This window comes from Stappia indica, assembly GCF_020177335.1.
Classification (GTDB): domain Bacteria; phylum Pseudomonadota; class Alphaproteobacteria; order Rhizobiales; family Stappiaceae; genus Stappia; species Stappia indica_B.
In genome coordinates, this window is the sequence record NZ_JAIVMG010000003.1 from 46,432 (window position 1) to 67,246 (window position 20,815).

The 20,815-nt window shown below is 65.8% G+C and carries 21 protein-coding genes; 11 read left to right on the top strand and 10 right to left on the bottom strand.

What is annotated here, in order from left to right; all coding sequences use genetic code 11:
* Positions 1–3: 3 nt before the first annotated feature.
* The 3 genes from LC062_RS04585 to LC062_RS04595 all read left to right on the top strand — a co-directional run bounded on the left by LC062_RS04585 (position 4) and on the right by LC062_RS04595 (position 3,166).
* Complete coding sequence (locus tag LC062_RS04585; RefSeq protein WP_224909863.1) at positions 4–876, top strand: branched-chain amino acid ABC transporter permease; 873 nt, start codon at positions 4–6, stop codon at positions 874–876.
* Between the two features lie 13 nt (positions 877–889).
* Complete coding sequence (locus LC062_RS04590; RefSeq protein ID WP_224909864.1) at positions 890–1,846, top strand: branched-chain amino acid ABC transporter permease; 957 nt, start codon at positions 890–892, stop codon at positions 1,844–1,846.
* Between the two features lie 120 nt (positions 1,847–1,966).
* Positions 1,967–3,166 carry an ABC transporter substrate-binding protein gene (locus tag LC062_RS04595; protein WP_224909865.1) on the top strand — a complete coding sequence of 400 codons (1,200 nt, stop codon included), beginning with the start codon at positions 1,967–1,969 and terminating at the stop codon, positions 3,164–3,166.
* 436 nt (positions 3,167–3,602) lie between these two features.
* On the opposite strand, the gene LC062_RS04600 is transcribed toward LC062_RS04595, so the two are convergent.
* Positions 3,603–4,058 carry an Rrf2 family transcriptional regulator gene (locus LC062_RS04600; RefSeq protein ID WP_224909866.1) on the bottom strand — a complete coding sequence of 152 codons (456 nt, stop codon included), beginning with the start codon at positions 4,056–4,058 and terminating at the stop codon, positions 3,603–3,605.
* A gap of 185 nt (positions 4,059–4,243) precedes the next feature.
* Between LC062_RS04600 and LC062_RS04605 the strand changes: the two genes are divergently transcribed.
* The 5 genes from LC062_RS04605 to LC062_RS04625 are packed head-to-tail and all read left to right on the top strand — an operon-like array spanning position 4,244 to position 8,037.
* Positions 4,244–4,879: a TetR/AcrR family transcriptional regulator gene (locus tag LC062_RS04605; RefSeq protein WP_224909867.1), complete on the top strand. Its 636-nt coding sequence runs from the start codon at positions 4,244–4,246 to the stop codon at positions 4,877–4,879.
* A gap of 5 nt (positions 4,880–4,884) precedes the next feature.
* On the top strand, positions 4,885–5,703 hold the full coding sequence (locus tag LC062_RS04610) for an enoyl-CoA hydratase/isomerase family protein (RefSeq protein WP_224909868.1): 819 nt from the start codon (positions 4,885–4,887) through the stop codon (positions 5,701–5,703).
* A gap of 21 nt (positions 5,704–5,724) precedes the next feature.
* The gene (locus LC062_RS04615; RefSeq protein ID WP_224909869.1) at positions 5,725–7,293 is read left to right on the top strand and encodes an AMP-binding protein; all 1,569 of its coding nucleotides are present in this window, start codon (positions 5,725–5,727) and stop codon (positions 7,291–7,293) included.
* The gene (locus LC062_RS04620; protein WP_224909870.1) at positions 7,277–7,678 is read left to right on the top strand and encodes a MaoC family dehydratase; all 402 of its coding nucleotides are present in this window, start codon (positions 7,277–7,279) and stop codon (positions 7,676–7,678) included. The genes LC062_RS04615 and LC062_RS04620 overlap by 17 nt, the downstream gene beginning before the upstream one ends.
* The gene (locus LC062_RS04625) at positions 7,675–8,037 is read left to right on the top strand and encodes a hotdog family protein (protein WP_181760903.1); all 363 of its coding nucleotides are present in this window, start codon (positions 7,675–7,677) and stop codon (positions 8,035–8,037) included. The genes LC062_RS04620 and LC062_RS04625 overlap by 4 nt, the downstream gene beginning before the upstream one ends.
* Positions 8,038–8,454: 417 nt before the next feature.
* Here the strand turns inward: LC062_RS04625 and LC062_RS04630 are convergent, their stop codons facing one another.
* The 7 genes from LC062_RS04630 to LC062_RS04660 all read right to left on the bottom strand — a co-directional run bounded on the left by LC062_RS04630 (position 8,455) and on the right by LC062_RS04660 (position 14,700).
* A complete protein-coding gene (locus LC062_RS04630) occupies positions 8,455–8,667 on the bottom strand; it encodes a cold-shock protein (RefSeq protein WP_181761975.1) in 213 nt (70 codons plus the stop codon).
* A gap of 273 nt (positions 8,668–8,940) precedes the next feature.
* On the bottom strand, positions 8,941–9,741 hold the full coding sequence (locus LC062_RS04635) for an alpha/beta fold hydrolase (RefSeq protein ID WP_224909871.1): 801 nt from the start codon (positions 9,739–9,741) through the stop codon (positions 8,941–8,943).
* Positions 9,738–10,796 (bottom strand): branched-chain amino acid ABC transporter permease, encoded by a 1,059-nt coding sequence (locus LC062_RS04640; protein WP_224910317.1) that lies wholly within the window; start codon positions 10,794–10,796, stop codon positions 9,738–9,740. Before LC062_RS04640 ends, LC062_RS04635 begins: the two co-directional genes overlap by 4 nt.
* 9 nt (positions 10,797–10,805) lie before the next feature.
* Positions 10,806–11,834: a branched-chain amino acid ABC transporter permease gene (locus LC062_RS04645; protein ID WP_224909872.1), complete on the bottom strand. Its 1,029-nt coding sequence runs from the start codon at positions 11,832–11,834 to the stop codon at positions 10,806–10,808.
* On the bottom strand, positions 11,831–12,556 hold the full coding sequence (locus tag LC062_RS04650; RefSeq protein ID WP_224909873.1) for an ABC transporter ATP-binding protein: 726 nt from the start codon (positions 12,554–12,556) through the stop codon (positions 11,831–11,833). The genes LC062_RS04645 and LC062_RS04650 overlap by 4 nt, the downstream gene beginning before the upstream one ends.
* Entirely contained in the window at positions 12,549–13,364 is an 816-nt protein-coding gene (locus LC062_RS04655; protein WP_224909874.1) for an ABC transporter ATP-binding protein, read from the bottom strand. The genes LC062_RS04650 and LC062_RS04655 overlap by 8 nt, the downstream gene beginning before the upstream one ends.
* A gap of 154 nt (positions 13,365–13,518) precedes the next feature.
* Complete coding sequence (locus LC062_RS04660; RefSeq protein ID WP_224909875.1) at positions 13,519–14,700, bottom strand: substrate-binding domain-containing protein; 1,182 nt, start codon at positions 14,698–14,700, stop codon at positions 13,519–13,521.
* A 313-nt stretch (positions 14,701–15,013) separates the two neighbouring features.
* Between LC062_RS04660 and LC062_RS04665 the strand changes: the two genes are divergently transcribed.
* The gene (locus LC062_RS04665) at positions 15,014–15,355 is read left to right on the top strand and encodes a BA14K family protein (protein WP_224909876.1); all 342 of its coding nucleotides are present in this window, start codon (positions 15,014–15,016) and stop codon (positions 15,353–15,355) included.
* Between the two features lie 268 nt (positions 15,356–15,623).
* Here the strand turns inward: LC062_RS04665 and LC062_RS04670 are convergent, their stop codons facing one another.
* Both LC062_RS04670 and LC062_RS04675 read right to left on the bottom strand, forming a co-directional pair.
* Positions 15,624–16,874: a TIGR03862 family flavoprotein gene (locus LC062_RS04670; protein ID WP_224909877.1), complete on the bottom strand. Its 1,251-nt coding sequence runs from the start codon at positions 16,872–16,874 to the stop codon at positions 15,624–15,626.
* The gene (locus tag LC062_RS04675; RefSeq protein ID WP_224909878.1) at positions 16,871–17,653 is read right to left on the bottom strand and encodes a glycosyltransferase family 2 protein; all 783 of its coding nucleotides are present in this window, start codon (positions 17,651–17,653) and stop codon (positions 16,871–16,873) included. Before LC062_RS04675 ends, LC062_RS04670 begins: the two co-directional genes overlap by 4 nt.
* Before the next feature lie 284 nt (positions 17,654–17,937).
* Between LC062_RS04675 and LC062_RS04680 the strand changes: the two genes are divergently transcribed.
* Both LC062_RS04680 and LC062_RS04685 read left to right on the top strand, forming a co-directional pair.
* The gene (locus tag LC062_RS04680) at positions 17,938–19,182 is read left to right on the top strand and encodes a porin (RefSeq protein ID WP_224909879.1); all 1,245 of its coding nucleotides are present in this window, start codon (positions 17,938–17,940) and stop codon (positions 19,180–19,182) included.
* Between the two features lie 444 nt (positions 19,183–19,626).
* On the top strand, positions 19,627–20,793 hold the full coding sequence (locus tag LC062_RS04685) for an acetyl-CoA acetyltransferase (RefSeq protein ID WP_224909880.1): 1,167 nt from the start codon (positions 19,627–19,629) through the stop codon (positions 20,791–20,793).
* Positions 20,794–20,815: the final 22 nt, after the last annotated feature.

Here is a 20,815-nt window from a genome sequence, read left to right on the forward strand (position 1 = left end):
GGGATGGGCGCTCTGGAAATCATCAACTTCTATCTCGTGCCCGGCCTCGTCGTCGGCTCGATCTACGCGCTGGGCGCGGTTGGCATCACGCTGGTCTTCGCCATCCTGCGCTACGCGCATCTGGCCCATGGCGATCTGGCAACGCTCGGCGCCTTCCTCGGGCTCGGTCTGGTGACCGCGCTCGGCATCTCGCCCTATCTCGCCCTGCCGGCGGTGATGGTGCTGACGGCGGTGGTCGCGGTCGGCATCGACCGGGTGTTCTACGATTATCTGCGCGAGAGGCCGAAGATCGTCACGGTGATGGCCTCGCTCGGCATCGCCCTGATGGTGCGGGCAATTGTTCAGGTGGTGTGGGGCGTGGATTCGCAGACCTATACCCGGGGCATCGTCCGGCCGGAAAACTGGTTCGGCATTCGCGTCCGCGACCGGGAACTGATCACGATTCTGGCGATGATCGCTCTGGTGGTGGCCCTGCAGCTCTTCCTGCAGCGCAGCAAGTGGGGCAAGGCGATGCGTGCCATGTCCGACAATCCGGATCTGGCGCTGCTGTCCGGTGTCGACAACGGCAAGGTCGTGACGATCACCTGGGTGATCGTCGGTGGGCTGTGCGCCGCCGCCGGCCTGTTCCTGGGGCTCAATTTCGAGCTCAAGGCGATGATGGGCTGGTCGATGCTGCTGCCGATGTTCGCCGCGGCGATCCTCGGTGGCGTCGGCCGGGTGGAGGGCGCCGTGATCGGCGGCCTGATCGTCGGCGTGGCGGAGGAGATGTCGACGCTGTTCCTGCCGACCGAATACAAGGCGGCGACCGCCTTTGCGATACTGCTGCTGATGCTGCTGGTGCGCCCGACCGGGCTGCTGCGCGGCAAGGTGCTTTAGGGAGGACGGCGCGATGGAATGGATCGGATTTGCCAATTACGCCGTCTACATGGCGATCTTCATCTGCATCTACGCCCTGTTGTCGCTGGGGTTGAACATCCAGTGGGGCTTTACCGGCCTCTTCAACGCAGGCATCGCCGGCTTCTTCGCCGTCGGCGCCTATACCTCGGCGGTGCTGACCTCGCCGGCGGCCGACGGGCGGCTTGGCGGCTTCGACCTGCCGTTCTGGGTCGGCTGGATCGGCGCGATGGTGGCGGCGGCGCTGATCGCCTGGCCGATCGGCAAGATCTGTCTGCGCTTTCGCTCCGACTATCTGGCGATCGCCACCATCGGCGTTGCCGAGATCATCCGTCTGGTGATCAAGTCGGAGGACTGGCTGACCAATTCCGCCCGGGGCATCACCGATATCCCGCGCCCGCTGGGCGACCTGCCCTACACCATGTCGCAGCTGGCCTATCTGGCGATCGTCATGGCCATTCTGCTCGTTGTCTATCTGATGGTCGAGCGGCAGATCGCCTCGCCCTGGGGGCGGATGATGCGGGCGATCCGCGACAATGAGGATGCGGCCCGGGCGATGGGCAAGGACGTGCCCTATCGCCGTCTGGAGGCGTTCATCTTCGGCTCGGCCCTGATGGGGCTGGGCGGGGCGCTGTTCGCCCATTTCAACCGCAGCATCACCCCGGAGGCGATCGACCCGATGGTCGCGACCTTCCTGGTGTGGATCATGCTGATCCTCGGCGGATCGGGCAACAATCGCGGTGCGATCCTTGGTGTTGCGGTGGTCTGGGTGATCTGGTCCGTGTCGGAAATCGTCACCGATCAGTTCCCGCATGAATACGCGGTCAAGGCGAAGTACCTGCGGATTTTCCTGATCGGCCTGATGCTGCAACTGGTGCTGCGCTTCCGCCCGGAGGGCCTGTTGCCCGAGGCGAGCGGGGAGCGCAAACCGGTGGGAAAAACAGGCAATTGAGGCTTGTGGGGAGGCCGCATTTGGGTTGAGACTGCGGGTTCAGAACAAGCCCGGCCAACGGGTTTTGCAGAAGGCGCGCGGCCGGGTGGCTGTGTGCCAGGATAAGGTGGAGGTAATCCAATGAAACTGTTTCAGACCGCCATTGCCGCGGCGCTTCTCGGCGCCACCGCGCTGGCCGCGCCGGCTCATGCGGATGTCAAGATCGGCCTGATCGGCGGCGTGACCGGCCCGATCGCCGCGATGGCCCCGCCGATGATCGCCAGCGCCCAGCTCGCCATCGACCAGGTCAACGCGAACGGCGGCATTCTCGACGGCCAGAAGCTGATCGGCGTCGTCGGCGACAGCGCCTGCAACCCGCAGAATGGCACCGATGCGGCCACCAAGGCGGTGAACATCGAGGGCGTCGTCGCCATCGTCGGCCCGCATTGCTCCGGTTCGGTGCTGGCGGTTGCCAACTCCGTGACCGTGCCGGCCGGCATTGCCATCATCACCCCGTCGGGCACCTCGCCGGAGATCACCAGCCTTGACGACAAGGACACGGTGTTCCGTACCGTGCCCTCCGATGACTATCAGGGCCGGGCACTGGCCCGCACGCTGCTGGACCGGGGCACCAAGAAGGTGGCCGTCGCCTATCTGAACAACGACTATGGCAAGGGTCTGGCCGAGGCGTTCAAGTCCGAGTTCGAGGCCAATGGCGGCGAGATCGCTGGCTATGCCGCGCATGAGGGCGAGAAGGCCTCCTACCGGTCGAACCTCGCCGAGCTTGCCTCGGGCGGTGCCGATACCCTGGTGATCCTCGACTATGGCGATGGCTCGGGCCTGACCCTGTTGCGTCAGGCGCTGGAAAACGGCTTCTTCGAGAACTTCGTCGGCGCCGACGGCATGAAGTCGGATGCGACCTTCAAGGAGCTGGGTGCGGAAAACCTGACCACCTTCGTCGCCTCCTCGCCGGTCGGCGAGAAATCCGACGCGCTGGAGATGTTCAGCAAGGCCTTCACCGAGGCGGGCGGCGATCCGAGCGCCATCTTCGTGACCACCTCCTATGACGCGGCCTTCCTGATGGCGCTGGCGGTCGAAAAGGCCGGCGGCGACAAGACCAAGGTGGCCGCGGCCATGCGCGAGATCTCCAACGGAACCGGTGAAACGATCCTGCCGGGCGAATGGGCCAAGGCGAAGGAGCTGATCGCCGCCGGCAAGGCCATCGACTACAAGGGCGCGGCTGGCGATCACAACTTCGATGAAAAGGGCGATGTGCCCGGTGCCTACGCGCTGTTCAAGGTTGGTGCGAACGGCTTCGAGATGATCGGCGAAATGAAGTAAGGGCCGGGGCGGCGCCATGCCGCCCTGTCTCCCGCCTGCCACTGGTCTCCCGGCAATTTAACGGCCGGGAGATCTCCCTCATTCTGACCTTTTTTAAACGAGCAATCCCAGGCAAGCTTTGGCGCAACCCGGGGCCGGGGAACCGAAAGGCGAGTGGTTCTGATCGGCTGGGCCTCGCAGGCCGTGGCTCGCCGAGCCCGGATCTCCGCTGCGCTTGCGTCCGGGAGGACGCAGAGCGTGGGGCCATGTGGGGAATAGAGGAGCCTTTGCCGTATCATGCGGCGTCATCCCGGCCCCCGAGCCGGGATCGGGGGGCCGAAAGGCAAGCGTTTCCAGCGTTATGAGATCGGGCAGACCGTGCCTGGCCGGTCCCGTTTTGCTGCCTGCGCGGCGCTTGGAGCGCGCCCTCTCGTGACAAGAAAACGGTTCTTTCCGCTCAGGCGGTGGCGGTGATTTCCGGCGGCATCTTCAGCAGGAAGCGGATTTCGCTACGGTCCTCGGCGAGCTCGGCGATGGTATGCGCATCGAGCACGTTCATGAAGGCTTCCAGCGCTTCGTGCAGCAACCCGTTGAAGCCGCAGGAGGTGATCAGCGGGCAGTCCTTGCGCCCGGATTCAAAGCACTCGGCGAGGAGGAAACTCTCCTCGGCGGCGCGGACCACCGCGCCAACGGTGATTTCCTCGGCCGGGCGGGCAAGCACAAGACCGCCATTGCGCCCGCGAATGGTGCGCACGAAGCCGTTGCTGACCAGCACCTTGAGGATCTTGAACAGATGCGCTTCGGACATCTCGAAGCTGGCCGCGACATCCGCGACCCGGCTCGGAGTGTCCGGATTGGCCGCACAATAGATCAGGGTGCGGACTGCATAGTTGGTCTGTTGTGTAAGGCGCATGCCCCTAGATAGGCGCGCCCGGCGTCCCGCGTCAACGGGCTTGCGCGGGAAAACAGGAGTTTTTTGTTCAACTATTCGGCGCAACGCCGCAAAATCCCGCGACTTTCCGCCATTCGCGCCCCGGACGCTTGCATCTGATCGGAAAAACATGAATAGTGATTCATAATTCATGTTGGGAGGATGAGATGTCAGAGACCGGGACACCGGCGAAGGACCAGCCTGATCGCGACGCGCAGACTGGCCGGGAGCCGAAGACCGCGCGCGGCGAAGCAACCCGCCGGGCGATTCTCGGTGCCGCCGAAAAGGTCATCGGCCGCCAGGGCTTCAACGAGGCCTCCATCGGTTCGATCACCCGCGAGGCGGGCGTCGCCCAGGGCACATTCTACATCTACTTTTCCAGCAAGGATGAGGTGTTCTCCGAACTGGTCGTCGAGATGGGGCGGATGCTGCGCCATGTCATCAGCGAGGCGACCGGTGGCATGGCGGATCGGCTGGAAGCGGAACGGGAGGGCTTGCGCGCGTTCCTGACCTTCGTCGCCTCTCGTCCCGAGCTCTACCGGATCGTGCAAGAGGCGCAATTCGTCGATCCCGATGCCTATCGGGCCTATTTCCGCACCTTTGCCGAAGGCTACCGGCAGGGGCTGGCCGAGGCTGCCGAAGCCGGAGCGATCCGGCCGGGCAATGCCGATGTCAGGGCCTGGGCGCTGATGGGCATCGCCCGTGCCCTTGGCGAATATTCGGTGGTTTTCGGCGACACCACACCGATCGATGAGGTGGTCGACATCGCCCATGATCTCATCGTCGATGGTTTGAGGAAGTGATCCTGATGGCCGATCTCGTTCATTTTCACCAGGAAGACGATGTCGTCACCCTGACCCTCGACCGCCCGGGGCGCGGCAATGCGCTGGTGCCCGAGCTGCTCGCCGAACTGCGCGGCGGGCTGGCGCGGGCCGCAGGGCAGACGCCCGCCGCGCTGGTGCTGGCCGGCAAGGGGCGGGCCTTCTCCGCTGGCGGCGATGTGGCCGCCTTCCACGGTCATGCCGGCAACCGGGATGAGCTGCTGCGCTACGCTGCCGAAGTGGTCGGCGAGCTGAATGGCGCGATCCTTGATCTGCTCGCCTTTCCCGCGCCGGTGCTTGCCGCCGTCAACGGGGCGGTGACCGGCGGGTCGACCGGGCTGGTGCTTGCCTCCGACATTGTCGTGATGAGCGAGCGGGCCTTTCTTCAGCCTTACTACGGCGAGATGGGCTTCGCGCCGGACGGCGGCTGGACCGCGCTGATGCCCGAGCGCATCGGCGCCGCCCGGGCGCTCGAAGTGCAGTATCTGAACGCGCGTCTGTCGGCGCCCGCCTGTCTCGATCTCGGGCTGGCCGGCGCGGTCTGCGCCCCCGAGGTGCTGGCGGCAGCGGTGGCCGAGCGGCTGGCGACGCTCCGCCGCATGGACCGCGAGACACTGCGCACCACGCGGGCCCATGTGTGGAACGGGGAGCGACGGACGCGGATCGCGGCGGCGCTGGAGGAGGAGCGGCAGGCGTTCCTGAGGCTGGTGGTCCGGCCGGAGACTCTAGCGCGGATGAAGACGTTTCTCGGGCGGGAGAGTGCCGCCGGTAGTGCTGACAAGGCGCAGACCCAACAGCAAGTGTGACGGTCTTTGGGGGGACGGGATATGGAGTGGCTCACCGATATGGCGGCGAAGCGGGCGGAACTGAGCCCCGACCGCGTTGCCTTTGTCGATCATGAAACCGGGGCGGAGCTGAGTTTCGCCGATGTGGAGGCGCGGGCGAACCGGATGGCCCGGGCCTTAGGGATGCTCGGCGCGGCCGCCGGCGACCGGGTGGCGGTTCTCTGCCACAACCATCCGGACTTCTTCGTCCTGCTGTTCGCCGCCCAGAAAAGCGGCGTCATCCTGCTGCCGCTCAACTGGCGCCAGCCGGCGGTGGAACTGGCCCCGACCGTGACCCGTTCGGGCGCGCGGCTGCTGATGCATGACAGCGCCTGCGGCGCGACGGCGCGGGCGCTCGCCGAACGCTGTGGTCTGACGCCGGTCGCCTTCGCCGATGCGGCGGGCGAGGGGGATACGGCGGCCTCCGCCGATTTCGAGGCGCTGCTTTGCGAAGCCGATCCGGCGCCTTTCGGCGATGGAAGGATCCCCGCGTCCGCGCCCTGGTATCTGCTGGCCACCTCCGGAACCACGGGCGAGCCGAAGCTGGTGATCCAGACCGCGCGCATGGCCTGGGCCAATGCGGTCAACTATACCCAGGCGACCGGCATCACCGCTGGTGACTGCACCGTCAATTACCTGCCGCTGTTTCACACCGCCGGCATCAATCTGATGTCGATGCCGCTGTTCCTGACCGGCGGCACGTCCATCGTGCTGCGCCGCTTCGATGTGGCGGCGGTGTTGCGGCTGATCGGCGAGACGCGGCTGACGGCGTTTTTCGGGGTGCCGGCGATCTATCAGGCCCTGTCGCTCGATCCGGCGTTCGAGACGGCGGATTTCTCCGCCGTCCGCAGTCTCGGCTGTGGCGGTGCGCCGATGCCGGCGCCGCTGCTGCGCACCTATCTGGCGCGCGGTGTCACCGTCTGCAACGGCATGGGCATGACCGAGACCGGGCCGACCGTGTTTCTCGCCGACCCGCAGCGGGCGCCGGAGAAGATCGGTTCCGTTGGCAAGGCGCAGATATTGGCCGAAGTGCGGCTCGTTGGGATCGACGGCGCGGTGGTGACCGGCGCCGGGGCCGGCGAATTGCAGATCCGTGGGCCGGGGGTGACGCCTGGATATTACGAAAATCCGGAGGCGACCCGCACCGCGTTCACCGAGGATGGCTGGCTGCGCTCCGGCGATGTCGCTGCGCGGGATGAGGATGGCTATTTCGCCATCGTCGACCGGATCAAGGACATGTACATCTCCGGCGGCGAGAACGTTTATCCGGCTGAAGTTGAGCGGGTGCTGGTCACCCATCCGGCGATCCTTGATGTGGTGGTGGTCGGCGTGGCCGATGCCCGTTGGGGCGAGGTGGGGGCGGCCTATCTGATTCCGCGTCCGGGCGAGCGGATCGAAGAGGCGGGCCTGGTCGCCTGGTGCCGCGAGCGGCTGGCCGCCTACAAGGTGCCGCGCCATATCGCGGTGGTTGAGGATCTGCCGCGCACCGCCGCCGGCAAGGTGCAGAAGCACGTATTGAAACACGCACATGAAGAGCAGAAGGAGGAGGTGCGCGGTGAAGGTGAACGCTGACGTGATGGCGGTTGGAGACGGGCTGGAAAGCCGCTGGCGTCCGACCCAGGCGGATTTCGATCGCTTCGCGGCGATCTCCGGCGATGACAATCCGATCCATGTGGATCCGGAGTTTTCCGCCCGGACCCGGTTCGGACGCACCGTTTCGCACGGGATGCTGCTCTACTCCCGGGTCTGGGCGCTGATCCGGGGGCGCTGGCCGGGCCGGCACCTGCTGCAGGAGCTGATGTTCCCCAATCCCGCCTATGCGGAGGAGGAACTGGTGATCGCGCTGACGCCCACCGCCGGGAACCCGCGCTTGCTGGAGGTCAGTGTCCGCCGGGCGGCGGATGGGGCCATCGTGCTGCAAGGCAAATGCGAACTGGATGAAGGGGCGGGTCGATGATCGAACTGGGACAGAGCGCGGAGCTGGAGCGTGTCTATCCGCGCGAGCAAGCGGCCGATTTCGCCGACCTCGCCGGGCTTGATGCGGTGCCGGACAGCGTGCCCGAGCCGTTGATTGGCGGGCTGTTTTCCTACCTGCTTGGCGTCAAGCTGCCGGGCTTCGGCACCAACTACCTGAAGCAGGAAATGCGCTTTCTCGGCGCGGCGGCCTTTGACACACCGCTGATCGCCCGGGTGACGGTGACCCGGCTGCGCCCGGAGAAGCATCTGGTCGATCTGGAAACGGTCTGCGAGACCCGGGATGGAACGCGGGTCTGTGAGGGCCGGGCGCTGGTCTATGTGGAGGATGTCGGCGCCTGACGGCGTCGTCATTCAGGATCGGCGAGGCATGGCTCTTCGGTTCCAGTCTATTGAAAACGCACGCCTTTCAGCTCCCCGATCCCGGGTCGCGCTGACGCTTGCCCGGGATGACGCCGGGAAATGACGCAAGGGCTGCTCTGCGCCGGCCATCGCCCCGCTCTCTGCGTCCTCCCGGACGAAGCGAAGATCCGGGACCGGCGAGGCACGGCCTTGCGGCTCCAGCCCGCGAGAAGCATGGGGGCTCCCTCCGTGATCCCGGCCTGTGGGGCGGGATGACGCGGAAGGCGCGGATGCTCTTCGTCAGCGCTATCGCCCGATGAGCGGCGATCCGGGCACGTTGGCTGGCACGACGCTGCCACAAACAAAAACGCCGCCGGCAAGCCGGCGGCGTTTCCAAAACCGGTGAACCGGTTAAGCTCAGTCGAGCGCGAGCTGCGCGGCCTGCAGGCCACGGCCGCGACGGTCTTCTTCCGTCACGAAGGTGAGGGTCGTGCCCTCGGCCGGAACGGCAATGCCCGAACGCTCGAAAGCGGTGATGTGCACGAACACATCCTTGCCACCTTCCGCCGGGGTCACAAAGCCGAAGCCGCGATCGTGGTTGAAGAACTTGAGGGTACCTGTCTGGCGCATGGGGAAACTCCTGTCCCGTAGTCAGTCTAAGTGTAAAGAGCGCAAGTAAGCGCGCTTGCTTGCGCGAGCGTGGCATTCAGAAACGGGAAAGGCAGTTCTGTTCGACAGAACCGGCCATTGTGACCGGGAAGGCGCCGCATACCGAAACTTTCTTAACCGGGTTCGAATTTTCAAGCCCGCTGATGTTGGACCCACATCCAACGTGGACACTATAGGTCAAACAGGTCAACTCGGCAAGCGTTCTGCTTGGTTGCCGCACGGGACTTCGCCCTTTTACCGGGTGGCGAGGCCGCTCAGAAGCGTGTTGAAAGCCTCTGCCTCTTCCAGATGCGGGGCATGGCCGGAGCGGGAAAAGGGGACAATCCGGGCGCGCGGCAGATGGCTCTGTTGCCAGCGCGCCGCCCGGCTGTCGTAGAGCTGGCTCTTGCCGCCCGGCGCCAGTACCACCGGAATGTCGATCGCGGGCATCAGCGCCCGGAAGTCCTGGGCCGTCAGCGAGGCCCACATGGCCGCCAGCGCTGCCGGGTCGGCCTTGCGCATCTCCTCCTCGGCATGGCGGATCAGCGGGCTGGCGGGATCGAGATCGGCGGCGAAGGTCTTCAGCGCGGTGGGCCTGACAAGCGCCGGCCACTGCTTTTCCAACGCCCGCAGGAAGACCGCGTTGCGCCGGGCATCGAGGTCGCTCAGGGTGCCCAGGTCCCAGTCGGGGCCGTTCAGTACCTTCGGCGACATGTCCTCCACCACCAGCGCGGCAAGGCGGTCCGTGCCATGGCGCTCGATCAGCGACCAGGCGACGAGCGCCCCCATCGACCAGCCGTGCAGCACGACCTCGTCGAGCCCCTCGGCTTCGATCCGCGCCATCACCGCATCCGCCGCCGCCTCGATGGTGAAGGGGCGGAGGCTGCGGCTTTCGCCATGGCCGGGCAGGTCCGGCGCCAGCACCAGGGTTTCCCGCCCCAGCGCGGCCAGTTGCGGCGCCATGAAGCCGCCGTGGCAGGACCAGCCATGCAGGAGGACGACCGGCCGCTTGCCCGCCGCCCGCTGGCCACGGCGCCTGATGTGAAGATCGCTCACCGGCGGCTCCGCAACCGGCCGACGACCCCGTCGGGAAAGAAGTAGACCGACAGGATGAACAGCATCCCGAGCCACAGGAGCCAGCGTTCCGGCGCCACCAGCAGCGGGATCAGCGGCAGCGCCTCGGTGGCGTGTTCGGCGCTGGCCATCAGGGTCTGCAGATAGGTCTGGGCGAGGATGAACAGCGTCGCGCCGATCACCGCCCCGTACATGGTGCCCATGCCGCCGATCACCACCATCAGGAGGATGTCGATCATGATTTCCATCGACAGGGTGGTCGCCGGGCCGGTGTAGCGGATCCAGATCGCCAGCAGCGCTCCGGCAAGGGCCGCTACCGCCGCCGATAGCACCGTGGCGGTGGTGCGGTACCACACCACCCGGTAGCCGATCGCCTCGGCGCGGAAGGCATTGTCGCGCACCGCCTTCAGGGTCCGGCCGAAGGGCGAGTTGACCACCCTGAGCAGCCCAAGGAACAAGACCAGCGCGGAGAAGAACACCAGATAGTAGCAAAGCAGCCGGCCATTGATGCGCACGCCGAAGATCTTGCCATCCATCAGCTTGAAGGCGGGACCGAGTGCCCGGGGGATCTTGTAGGTGAGCCCGTCCTCACCGCCCGTCAGCCCGGAGAGCTGCGAGACGAGAACGGCGAAGGCGCTGGCGACCGCCAGGGTCACCATGGCGAAGAAGATCGCCTTCACCCGCAGCGAGAACAGGCCGATGGCGAGCGCCAGGGCAGCGGCAATCGCCGTGCCGCCGGCCGTGCCGAGCACGATGGCCGTGAAGCTCGGGCCGAGCGAGGAGAGCGCTAGCGCGGTGCCATAGGCGCCGATGCCGAAGAACATCGTATGGGCGAACGAGACGACGCCGGTATAGCCGAGCAGGAGGTCGTAGCTCGCCGCCAGCACGATGAAGATGCAGATACGCGCCGCCGTATCGAGGGACTTGGTCCCGGGGAACAGGAACGGGGCGAAGGCAAGGCCGATCAGGATAAGCGCCAGCACCCCTGCCAGGAGGCGGCTCCGCGGTCGGTCGCCGGACAACAGCCGATTGATCATCATGGGCTCCTACTTCGCCTTGACCACGGGATAGAGCCCTTGCGGGCGCCACATCAGAACGCCGACCATCAGGGCGATGGTCGAGACCAGCGCCACCTTGGGGGCGAGAAAGGCCATGTAGTTGGACAGAAGGCCGACCAGCAGCGCGCCGATGAAGCAGCCTTCGATCGAGCCCAGCCCGCCGATGATGACGACGACGAACACCAGCACCATGATTTCCGAGCCCATATGCGCGGTGATGGTCTCCTGATAGAGCCCCCACATCACCCCGCCGAGGCCGGCCAGCGCGGAGCCTGCCATGAACACCAACAGGAACAGGCGGCGGATGCGGTAGCCGAGCGCCTCGACCATCTCGCCATTCTCCACGCCGGCCCGGACCAGAAGGCCAATGCGGGTGGAGCGCAGCACATGGCGCATACCGACGAACAGCACCAGCCCGACCGCGACGGCGAACAGCCGGTACTTCTCGATGGCGGCCTCGCCGAAGATCACCGCGCCCTGCAGCGACGGCGGACGGGACAGGTGGATCGCATCCGGGCCCCAGATCACGTGAATGAGCTGCTGGGCGACGATCAGGCCGCCCATGGTCACCAGGATCTGTTTCAGGTGATGGCCGTAGACCGGGGCGACGATCACCCGCTCGAACATCAGGCCGATCCCGCCGGTGACCGCCATGGAGGCGAGGATGGCAAGAAACACGGCGAGGAGGTTGAGCATCACCACCGGGCTCTGGGTCCAGCCGGCGAGCCAGGCCAGAACGGTGAAGCCGACGAAGGCGCCGACCGAGACGAAGGCGCCATGGCCGAAATTGATCACATCCATCAGGCCGAACACCACGGTCAGGCCGGACGCCATGATGAAGATCATCAACCCCATCGCCAGACCGGCGACGGTCAGCGTCAGCCAGGTGGCGCCATCGCCGATGGCGGCAAAGCCCAGCCCGGCGAGCACCGGCGCCAGCAGCAGCGGCGCGGCGGATTTCAGCCGTTCGGCGGGCGAGGCCGCGACGAGTTTCGGGCGGATCGCGGTCGAACTCATTGGTGCACCTCCAGGCTCAATCCCATCAGCCGCTCCTGCAGGTCGCTGTCGGCGGCAAGCTCGGCCATTGTGCCGGCGTGAACGATCCGGCCGTCATCCATCACGGCGACCGTGTCGCCGAGGCTTTTCGCCATTTGGAAATTCTGCTCCACCAGAAGGATGGTCGTTTCGGTTTCCTTGAGCTGGCGCAGCGCATCGGTCATCGCCCGGATGATCGCTGGCGCCAGCCCCTTGCTCGGCTCGTCGATCAGGATCAGCTTGCGCGGCTCGATGATCGCCCGCGAGACGGACAGCATCTGTTTCTGGCCGCCCGACAAGGTGCCGGCCGGCCGGTCCCAGAAGGTGGCGATCGGCGGAAACAGCTCCTTGATCCAAGACAGCCGCTGCGGATCCATTTTCCCGCTCGCCGCCGCAAGGGTCATATTCTCGCCAACGGTGAGGTCGGAAAAGATCCCCATGTTCTCCGGCACATAGGCGATGCCGGCGCGCGAAATCGCCGGGGTCGACTGGCCGTCGATGCGCGCGCCGTCGAAGTGGATCTCGCCCTCGCTCGGCGTCCACAGCCCCATGATGGAGCGCAAGGTCGTGGACTTGCCCGCGCCGTTGCGCCCCAGGAGCACGCTGACGCCGCCGCGCGGCACCTCCAGGTCGACCCCCTGGAGAATGTGATAGGGGCCGATGTGGGTGTGCACACCGGCAAGACGAAGCAGGATGTCAGCCACGGGCCACCTCCTCGGACGCGGATTTGGCGGGAGCCTCTTGGCCGTCCTCGGGCGCATTGCCGAGATAGGCTTCCTGGACAATGGGCGATTTCATCACCTCGGCCGGATCGCCATCGGCGACGAGCTGGCCGTTGTGCAGCACGATGATCCGGTCGGCGAGGCTGCGGATCACATCCATTTTGTGCTCCACCAACAGGATCGTGCGGTCCCGGTCGTTCTTCAGCTCGCGAATGAGATCGAGGATCACCGGGACCTCGTCGACGCTCATGCCGGCGGTCGGCTCGTCGAACATCAGCACCTGCGGCGCCAGGGCGATCATCATCGCCACTTCCAGCTTGCGCTGGTCGCCATGGGGCAGGGCGGAAACCGGCTGGTCGGCCTGATCGAGCAGATGAACCTCGGCCAGCACATGCTCGGCCCGCTCGATCAGCTCGATATGGCTATCGGCGCGCGAAAACAGGTCGAAACCGCGCCGTGCCTGAGCCTGTACCACCAGCCGCACATTCTCGCGCACGCTCAAGGTGGGAAACAGATTGGTGAGCTGGAAGGCGCGGCCGATGCCCCGGTCGCAGCGTTCGGGAACGCCAAGGCGGGTGATGTCCTCGCCATTCAGCGTGACCGTGCCGGAATAGGCCCGAAGCTGACCGGAGATCAGATTGAAATAGGTGGTCTTGCCGGCGCCGTTCGGGCCGACGATGGCCGTCAGGGTGCCGCGCTCGAAGGCGCAGCTCACCTGGTCGACGGCCACATGTCCGCCAAAGCGGATCGTCAGGTCCTGGGTCGTCAGGACGGGAGCTTCAATCGCCACGGGAGGTCTCCGCAAGCAGCCGGCGGGCAGCCGTCCGGGGACGCGCAAGAGGTCATGCCGCGCCGCGCCGGGCCGATGGCCGGGGTCGATATCGGATGGATGAAGGGGAGGACCGGACGGGGCAGGTGGGCGCCGTCCGGTCCGGTTGACGGCCTCAGCGCTTGTTGCGCACCGGGATGTCCATGTCCTCAATGGACAGTTCGCGGACCAGCTCCGGAATGCCCCATTCCACTTCCGGGTCGACCCGGATCTTGAAGTGGTACATGGACTGCAGCGCCTGATGGTCCTCGGCGCGGAACACCATCTTGCCCTTCGGCGTCTCGAAGGCCATGCCTTCCATGGTCTCGATCAGCGCTTCGGTGTCGGTGCTGCCGGCGGTCTTGATCGCCTCGACCACGGCAATGGCAGCCGACATGCCGCCGGCGGTGAAGAAGTCCGGCGGGGACTGGAAGCGGGCCTGGTGCTCCTTCACCAGCCAGTCATTGGCCGGGTTTTGCGGAATGTCATGGTAGTAGTAGGTGGCGCCTTCCATGCCGGGCAGGGCCTTGAAGGCCTTCATCGCGGCGAGGATGTTGCCGCCGGTGGCGATCTCAATGCCGAAACGCTCCGGCTCCATCGCCTTGATCTTGCCGATCGGGTTGTTGCCGCCGGCCCAGATGATGAAGAGGAACTTGCGGCCCTCCTCGTCCTTCAGCGCATCGAACACCCGCTGGGCGCTGGCGGTGAAGTCCTGGGTGTCGGTCGGGGCGTATTCCTCGAACACCAGCTTCGCGCCGGTCTTCTCCAGCGCCTCGCGGAAGGCGGCGACGCCGTCGCGGCCGAAGGCATAGTCCTGCGCCAGCGTGGCGATGGTCACCCCTTCCTTGCCGAGCGCGACCGCATTGGCGATGGCGTCCTGAGAGGAGTTGCGGCCGGTGCGGAACACGTAGCGGTTCCAGTTCTCGCCGGTGATGCTGTCGGCCACCGCCGGCTCGACGATCAGGATCTTCTCGTATTCCTCGGCGACCGGAAGCATGGCCAGGGCAACGCCGGAGGACACCGGCCCGACGGCAATGTCGACCTCATCGTCGCCATAGGCCTCGGCCAGGGCTGCGCGGGCGATGTCCGGCTTGAGCTGGGTGTCCTTCTCGATGACGCTGATCTTGCGCCCGTCGATTTCCATGGTGCCGCCGGTGGCGTATTCCAGGCCCATCATGAAGCCGGTGTGGGACTGCTTGCCATAGGCTTCCAGCGCACCGGTCTTGCCATAGACATGGGCAATCTTGATGTCGTCGGCGAGGCCGGGTGCCGTGCCAAGGCCAAGGGCCAAGGCTGTAGCGGCGATGATGCGTTTCATGTCGCGTCTCCTCCCTGTCGGCGGCTCGGGTGGCGCCATGGCGCGGGGCGCGCGGCCGGCGCGGAACTCTCCCCCATGTCCGCTCCCTCATATATGACGCATGATTCATGTTTCATGTCAAATCTCATGAAAGGACAGGCGTTGGTCCTGGCGGGCTGTTCCGCCGAGAGGGGAGGTTCCCTGCGAAACCGCACAGCCGTGATGGCGGTCACAGAAGAAGGGGGCGGGCCAGCCTAAGCTCGTCTCATCAGCGCTAAAAACAGCGCCGGACAAGAAGAAGACGCAAAACCGGACCAACAGAGGGAACAAGGCGATGTACAGGAAATTTGCAGCAACCGGACTGGCGATTGCTCTGACGGCGGGCGCCGTTCTTGCCACCGCGACCACCGATGCCGAGGCGCGGCGCTGGCACCGCAACAACGGCTGGGCCGCCGCCGGCGGCTTCGTGGCCGGTGCGCTGATCGGCTCCGCCCTGAGCCAGCCACGCTATTATGAGCCGGCCCCGATCTATGTGGAGCCGCGGCCGGTGCGCGGTGGCCGCTTCGAGCCCTGGACCCGGCCCTGGTATCGCTCTTGCGCCGCCAGGTACCGCTCGTTCGACCCGTCCACCGGCTATTATCTGACCTATTCGGGGCGGTATCGCTTCTGCCGCTGACGGGGCGAGCGTGCTTGAAGGATGGGAAAAGGCCCGGCGATCCGCCGGGCCTTGAACTGTCGGCAAGGGCAAGGCTCCCGCTCTTGCCCCTTCGCTCGGCGTCATCCCGGCCCCCGAGCCGGGATCAGGGAGCCGAAAGACGCGCGTTTTCAAGCGGCTGGAGCCGAGAGGCCGTGCCTTTCCGATCCCGGGTCGCGCTGACGCTTGCCCGGGAGGACGCCCCTCACAAGGGCTCTGTCCTTACGCCGGACCTTTGCGCCTGCGTCGCCTACCGCGTCTCTTCCGGCGCGATCGCCAGCCGCTTGGTGATTCCCGCCGCCGCCGTCCGTCCGGTGGCAAAGCACGCTTGCAGCAGGTAGCCGCCGGTCGGCGCTTCCCAGTCGATCATCTCCCCGGCGACGAACACGCCCGGCAGCCGTTTCAGCATGAAGTCGGCGTCCAGTTCTTCCCAGGCGATGCCGCCCGCGCTGGAAATCGCCCGTTCCAGACCAAAACTGCCGGTGAGGGTGAGCGGCAGCGCCTTGATTCGCGCGGCGAGCTCTTCGGGCGTCGCCGGACGCGGGCCGGCCTCGCTGAGAAGGGCGATCGCCACCGGCGGCAACCCGGCGGTCTTGCGCAGATGCGTGGAGAGGGAGCGTTTGCCGCGCGGGGCGGAAATGCGGGACGTTAGTGCTGCCAGTTCGAGATCCGGGCGCAGGTCGACCGTCAGGACCGCCTGGCCGGATCGCTGAAGTTCTGCGCGAATCTCCGCCGACAGCGCATAGACCGCACCGCCTTCGATGCCGCTTGCGGTGATCATTGCTTCGCCGCGCACCTGATGTTCGCCGGCGGTGAGGGCGACTCGTTTCAGCGGTGTGCCGGCATGGCGGGCGGCGAACGTCTCCGACCAATTGACCGTGAAACCGCCATTGGCGGGCATGAACGCCCGCCGGGCGATGCCGAGCCGGTCGATTTCACCGGTCCAGCCGCCATCGCTGCCAAGGCGCGGCCAGCTTGCCCCGCCAAGGGCGAGCAGCACGGCGCGGGGGCGGGGCAGGGTCTGAGGCCCGTCCGGTGTGTCGAATCGCAGCGCGCCATCCTCGTCGAAGCCGCGCCAGCTCCAGCGGGTGGTCAGGCTGACGCCGCGCGCGGTCAGACGGGCCAGCAGGGCGCGCAACAGTGGAGAGGCCTTCATCGCCGTGGGAAACACCCGGCCGCTCGATCCGGTGAAGGTTGAAATGCCAAGCCCTTCGCACCAGGCGCGCAGATCGCCGGGCGAAAACGCCTCGATCGCAGTCCGCAGGACCGGCGCCGCCTCCCGGTAGCGGGCGAGGAACGCTTCCGCCGCCTCGCTATGGGTGAGGTTGAGCCCGCCGCGCCCGGCCATCAGCAGCTTGCGCGCCGGCGACGGCATCCGCTCGATGAGGTGCACCGTCAGCCCCTGTTCCGAGAGTGCGTCGGCGGCAATCAGCCCGCTCGGGCCGGCGCCGATGATCAGAACGTCGGCGGGGCGAGAACCGTTCGTGGCCGCGGCACTCATCGGGAGCGATCCCCAAGCTCGGCCTCATAGGCCTTGGCGACGCGAAGAAAGCGCGTGTAGGCGAAGTTGGTCGAGATCACGAACCCCCACCAGCCGTAAAGCGCGTAGCGGCGCAGCAGATAGGCCTTGAGGAAGGCAAGCGGAAATTCGGCGACAAGCCGCCAGCGGCCGATTCGCCGCCCGCGCGCCGCCATATCCTCCGCCTGCATGGTGGAGTAGCGGTTCATCTTCTCCACATGGAAGGCGATGGAGCGAATCGAACGGTGCTCCATCGGCGCCTTGAGTTGGCCAAGTCGCGCATCCTTCGGCGGGCGGACCGTGTCATGTACGGTCGAATCGGAAAAGCGGCCGCGCCGACGGTCGTAAAGCCGGATCTGGTTGTAGCCATAGGCCCAGGGGGCGGTGCCGGCCTCATGCGCGAACACATCCTTGATGCGCACGCGCCAGAAATCCGCCTGGCCAAAGCGGCCCGAGGCAAAAAGATCGCTGATTTCCGCCGCCAGCGCCGGGGAGGCGGCCTCGTCGGCATCGAGATTGAAGATCCAGTCGTTGCGGCACTGGTCCTCGCCGAAGCGCTTCTGCGCGCCATAGCCGGCCCACGCATTATAGAGAACGCGCGCGCCGAGGGATTCGGCAATGCCGCAGGTGTCGTCGGTCGAGCCGCTGTCGATGACGATCACCTCATCGGCGAATCCGGCAACGCTCTCGATCGCCCGGCCGATCCGGTCGGCCTCATTGCGTGCAATAATAAAGACTGAGATCGGCTGCTGAGTGCTCATGATATTCCGGTTAACGGTGTCGTGACCCTGACTTACGCGGCCCGGATACAGGCGGCAAGGCGCTTTTCGGCGCCAAACCGGGGCCGTTTCCTAACGAGGCCTTAACAGGGTGTGCCCACAAAGACACACTGTGTCCCAACAGTGCCTCCACCGGCCATTTGCCGGTTGCTTGCCACGGCCCCGGTCGCTTAGAACAAACTTGAGCTCGCGGGGAAGCTTGCTCAACTCTTCATCTTCCCGCCCGGCAACGGCATGGGCGGAAAATAAAACGACGAGGTCAGGAAATGAACATCAAGAGCATTCTGCTCGGCGCTTCCGCCGCTGCTCTGGCAGCCACCGGCGCACAGGCTGCCGACCTTCCGGTCGCTCCGGAGCCGGTCGATTACGTTCGCGTTTGCGACGCTTTCGGCACGGGCTTCTTCTACATCCCGGGTACCGAGACCTGCCTGAAGATCGGTGGCGGTGTCCGCGCCGAGTTCCGTATGTTCGACGTGCTGGACAACGGTGGTTCCGCTTGGGACAACCGCACCGACACCTCGACCGGCATGCGTGCTCGTGGCTACCTGAACTTCGACAGCCGCACCAACACCGAGTACGGCCTGCTGCGCACCTACGTCGCTGCTTACATCACCGTTGACAACAACGGCGCTGCTGGCACCACGCTCGATGAAGCCTTCATCCAGCTCGGCGGCTTCGTCGCTGGTCGTACCGGTTCGTACTTCGACTTCTACACCGGCGACAACTGGGGTTCGGTCCTCGATCAGGGCTTCGCGGATAACGGCGACGTCAACCTGTTCGCTTACACCTTCCAGTTCGGCAACGGCTTCTCGGCATCGGCCTCGGTCGAAGCTGGCGACGACCGTCGTTCGCAGATCTTCTACAACGGTGCTCAGATCGTGACGCCGGCAATCCCGACGGCTCTGCAGGCCAACAGCGATGGTTACGGCGGCCACAAGGTTCCGGACTTCGTCGCCAACCTGCGCGTCGACCAGGGTTGGGGTTCGGCTCAGTTGATGGGTGCTCTGCACCACGTCTATGGCCGTGGCTACACCGCTGCTCAGAACACCGCTGGTGTCGCGATTGCTCCGAAGGGCAAGCTCGGCTGGGCGATCGGCGCTGGCGCCACGTTCAACCTGCCGATGCTGGCCGCTGGCGACAGCATCTCGATCCAGGCCGCCTACACCCAGGGCGCCATCCAGTACGTCAACTCCGGCTGGGGCTCGTTCTCTGACGCTTCCTACACCGTTGCTGGCGGCCTGAAGCTGTCCAACGCTTGGGGCATCGGTGCTGGCTTCACCCACTTCTGGACCCCGGCGATCTCCACCTCGCTCACCGCGAGCTACTCGGATCTGGACCAGGCTCTGGGTGCGGACTTCCGCGAGATCAACGTTCAGGGTAACGTTGGCTGGCGTCCGGTTTCCGGCCTCTATGTCGGTGCCGAGCTCGAGTACCGCAACCGGAACTTCACCGGTGTGACGCCGAACGACGACGCTCTGGTCGGTATCCTCCGCGTGCAGCGCACGTTCTAATCGGATCCTTTCGGATCACGATGAAAGCCCGGCGGGAAACCGCCGGGCTTTTTGCTTTTGGGCTCGGATCATCGGGCCGGGAGGCGGGACGCACGGCCGCTCTCTGGCCGGCGGCGGGCAAGGACTGGCGGGTGATGCGTCCAGCGCCTCGCCGATATATTTGTAAGTGATTGATAGTATTATTTGAAAACAAAGCGCTTGACGTTTTCGTCAATAAGGTGCTTGGCTTGACGTTAACGGGATTGGGTCCGGATCGCCGCGCGCAAGCTCTGGCAGATCTCACGCCAACGTGCAGCGCCCTCCGCCTCGTCCCTTGACCTGCGGCCCATCGGGGCCAGTGTTCCAATCAGGGGGCTGTGCCGCCGGGAACCGGGAGCGCAGGCGACGCGATTGCGAGTAGATGCGGGCATTTTGCGCCCGCTCGCGTGGAAAGGGAGAGATGTGATGACCGCCGCGATTGTGGGATGGGCGCATACGCCGTTTGGAAAGCAGGCCGAAGAGACGGTGGAAAGCCTGGTGGTGACCGCCGCGCGCGAGGCCATTGCCGATGCCGGGCTGGAGCCGGGCGATGTTGACGAGATCATCCTCGGTCATTTCAACGCCGGCTTCTCGGCACAGGACTTCACCGCGTCGCTGGTGCTTCAGGCCGATCCGGCGCTCCGCTTCAAGCGGGCGACGCGGGTGGAAAACGCCTGCGCCACCGGCTCGGCGGCGGTGCATCAGGGCGTGCGTGCCATTGCCGCCCGCGATGCGCGCGTCGTTCTCGTCGTCGGGGTGGAAAAGATGACCTCCACCCCGGGGCCGGAGATTGGCCGCAATCTGCTCAGGGCCTCCTATCTGGTCGAGGATGGCGATACGCCGGCCGGCTTTGCCGGTGTCTTCGGCAAGATCGCCGACAGCTATTTCCAGAAATACGGCGACAAGTCGGATGCGCTCGCGGCGATCGCCGCCAAGAACCACCGCAACGGTGTCGGCAATCCTTATGCGCAGATGCGCAAGGACCTGGGCTATGAGTTCTGTCGCACCGAGAGCGAGAAGAACCCTTACGTCGCCGGTCCGCTGAAGCGCACCGATTGTTCTCTGGTCTCCGACGGTGCGGCGGCGCTGGTGCTGACCGATGTGGAAACCGCGCTTGGCCGGGACAAGGCGGTTGCCTTCCGCTCCATGGCCCATGTGCAGGATTTCCTGCCCATGTCGAAGCGCGACATCCTGCAATTCGAGGGTTGCGGTCGGGCCTGGCAGGACGCGCTCGGCCGCGCCGGGCTGACCCTTGACGATCTGTCCTTCGTCGAGACCCACGATTGTTTCACCATTGCCGAGCTGATCGAATACGAGGCCATGGGCCTGACGCCGGCGGGCGAGGGGCACCGGGCGATTCTCGAAGGCTGGACCGAGATGGGCGGCAAGCTGCCGGTCAATCCCTCCGGCGGGCTCAAGTCCAAGGGGCATCCGATTGGCGCGACTGGCGTGTCGATGCATGTGCTGACCGCGATGCAGCTCACCGGCAAGGCCGGTGACATTCAGGTCAAGGATGCGGAACTGGGCGGCATCTTCAACATGGGCGGCGCGGCGGTTGCCAACTACGTGTCGGTGATGCAGGCGCTGAAGTAACGGCGCGTCCAAAGATGGCCAC

Coding starts and splice junctions, on each gene's coding strand:
- LC062_RS04585 (WP_224909863.1), top strand. CDS start 4: ATGGGCGCTCTGGAAATCATCAACTTCTATCTCGTGCCCGGCCTCGTC.
- LC062_RS04590 (WP_224909864.1), top strand. CDS start 890: ATGGAATGGATCGGATTTGCCAATTACGCCGTCTACATGGCGATCTTC.
- LC062_RS04595 (WP_224909865.1), top strand. CDS start 1,967: ATGAAACTGTTTCAGACCGCCATTGCCGCGGCGCTTCTCGGCGCCACC.
- LC062_RS04600 (WP_224909866.1), bottom strand. CDS start 4,058: ATGCGCCTTACACAACAGACCAACTATGCAGTCCGCACCCTGATCTAT.
- LC062_RS04605 (WP_224909867.1), top strand. CDS start 4,244: ATGTCAGAGACCGGGACACCGGCGAAGGACCAGCCTGATCGCGACGCG.
- LC062_RS04610 (WP_224909868.1), top strand. CDS start 4,885: ATGGCCGATCTCGTTCATTTTCACCAGGAAGACGATGTCGTCACCCTG.
- LC062_RS04615 (WP_224909869.1), top strand. CDS start 5,725: ATGGAGTGGCTCACCGATATGGCGGCGAAGCGGGCGGAACTGAGCCCC.
- LC062_RS04625 (WP_181760903.1), top strand. CDS start 7,675: ATGATCGAACTGGGACAGAGCGCGGAGCTGGAGCGTGTCTATCCGCGC.
- LC062_RS04630 (WP_181761975.1), bottom strand. CDS start 8,667: ATGCGCCAGACAGGTACCCTCAAGTTCTTCAACCACGATCGCGGCTTC.
- LC062_RS04640 (WP_224910317.1), bottom strand. CDS start 10,796: ATGATCAATCGGCTGTTGTCCGGCGACCGACCGCGGAGCCGCCTCCTG.
- LC062_RS04645 (WP_224909872.1), bottom strand. CDS start 11,834: ATGAGTTCGACCGCGATCCGCCCGAAACTCGTCGCGGCCTCGCCCGCC.
- LC062_RS04660 (WP_224909875.1), bottom strand. CDS start 14,700: ATGAAACGCATCATCGCCGCTACAGCCTTGGCCCTTGGCCTTGGCACG.
- LC062_RS04665 (WP_224909876.1), top strand. CDS start 15,014: ATGTACAGGAAATTTGCAGCAACCGGACTGGCGATTGCTCTGACGGCG.
- LC062_RS04670 (WP_224909877.1), bottom strand. CDS start 16,874: ATGAGTGCCGCGGCCACGAACGGTTCTCGCCCCGCCGACGTTCTGATC.
- LC062_RS04675 (WP_224909878.1), bottom strand. CDS start 17,653: ATGAGCACTCAGCAGCCGATCTCAGTCTTTATTATTGCACGCAATGAG.
- LC062_RS04680 (WP_224909879.1), top strand. CDS start 17,938: ATGAACATCAAGAGCATTCTGCTCGGCGCTTCCGCCGCTGCTCTGGCA.
- LC062_RS04685 (WP_224909880.1), top strand. CDS start 19,627: ATGACCGCCGCGATTGTGGGATGGGCGCATACGCCGTTTGGAAAGCAG.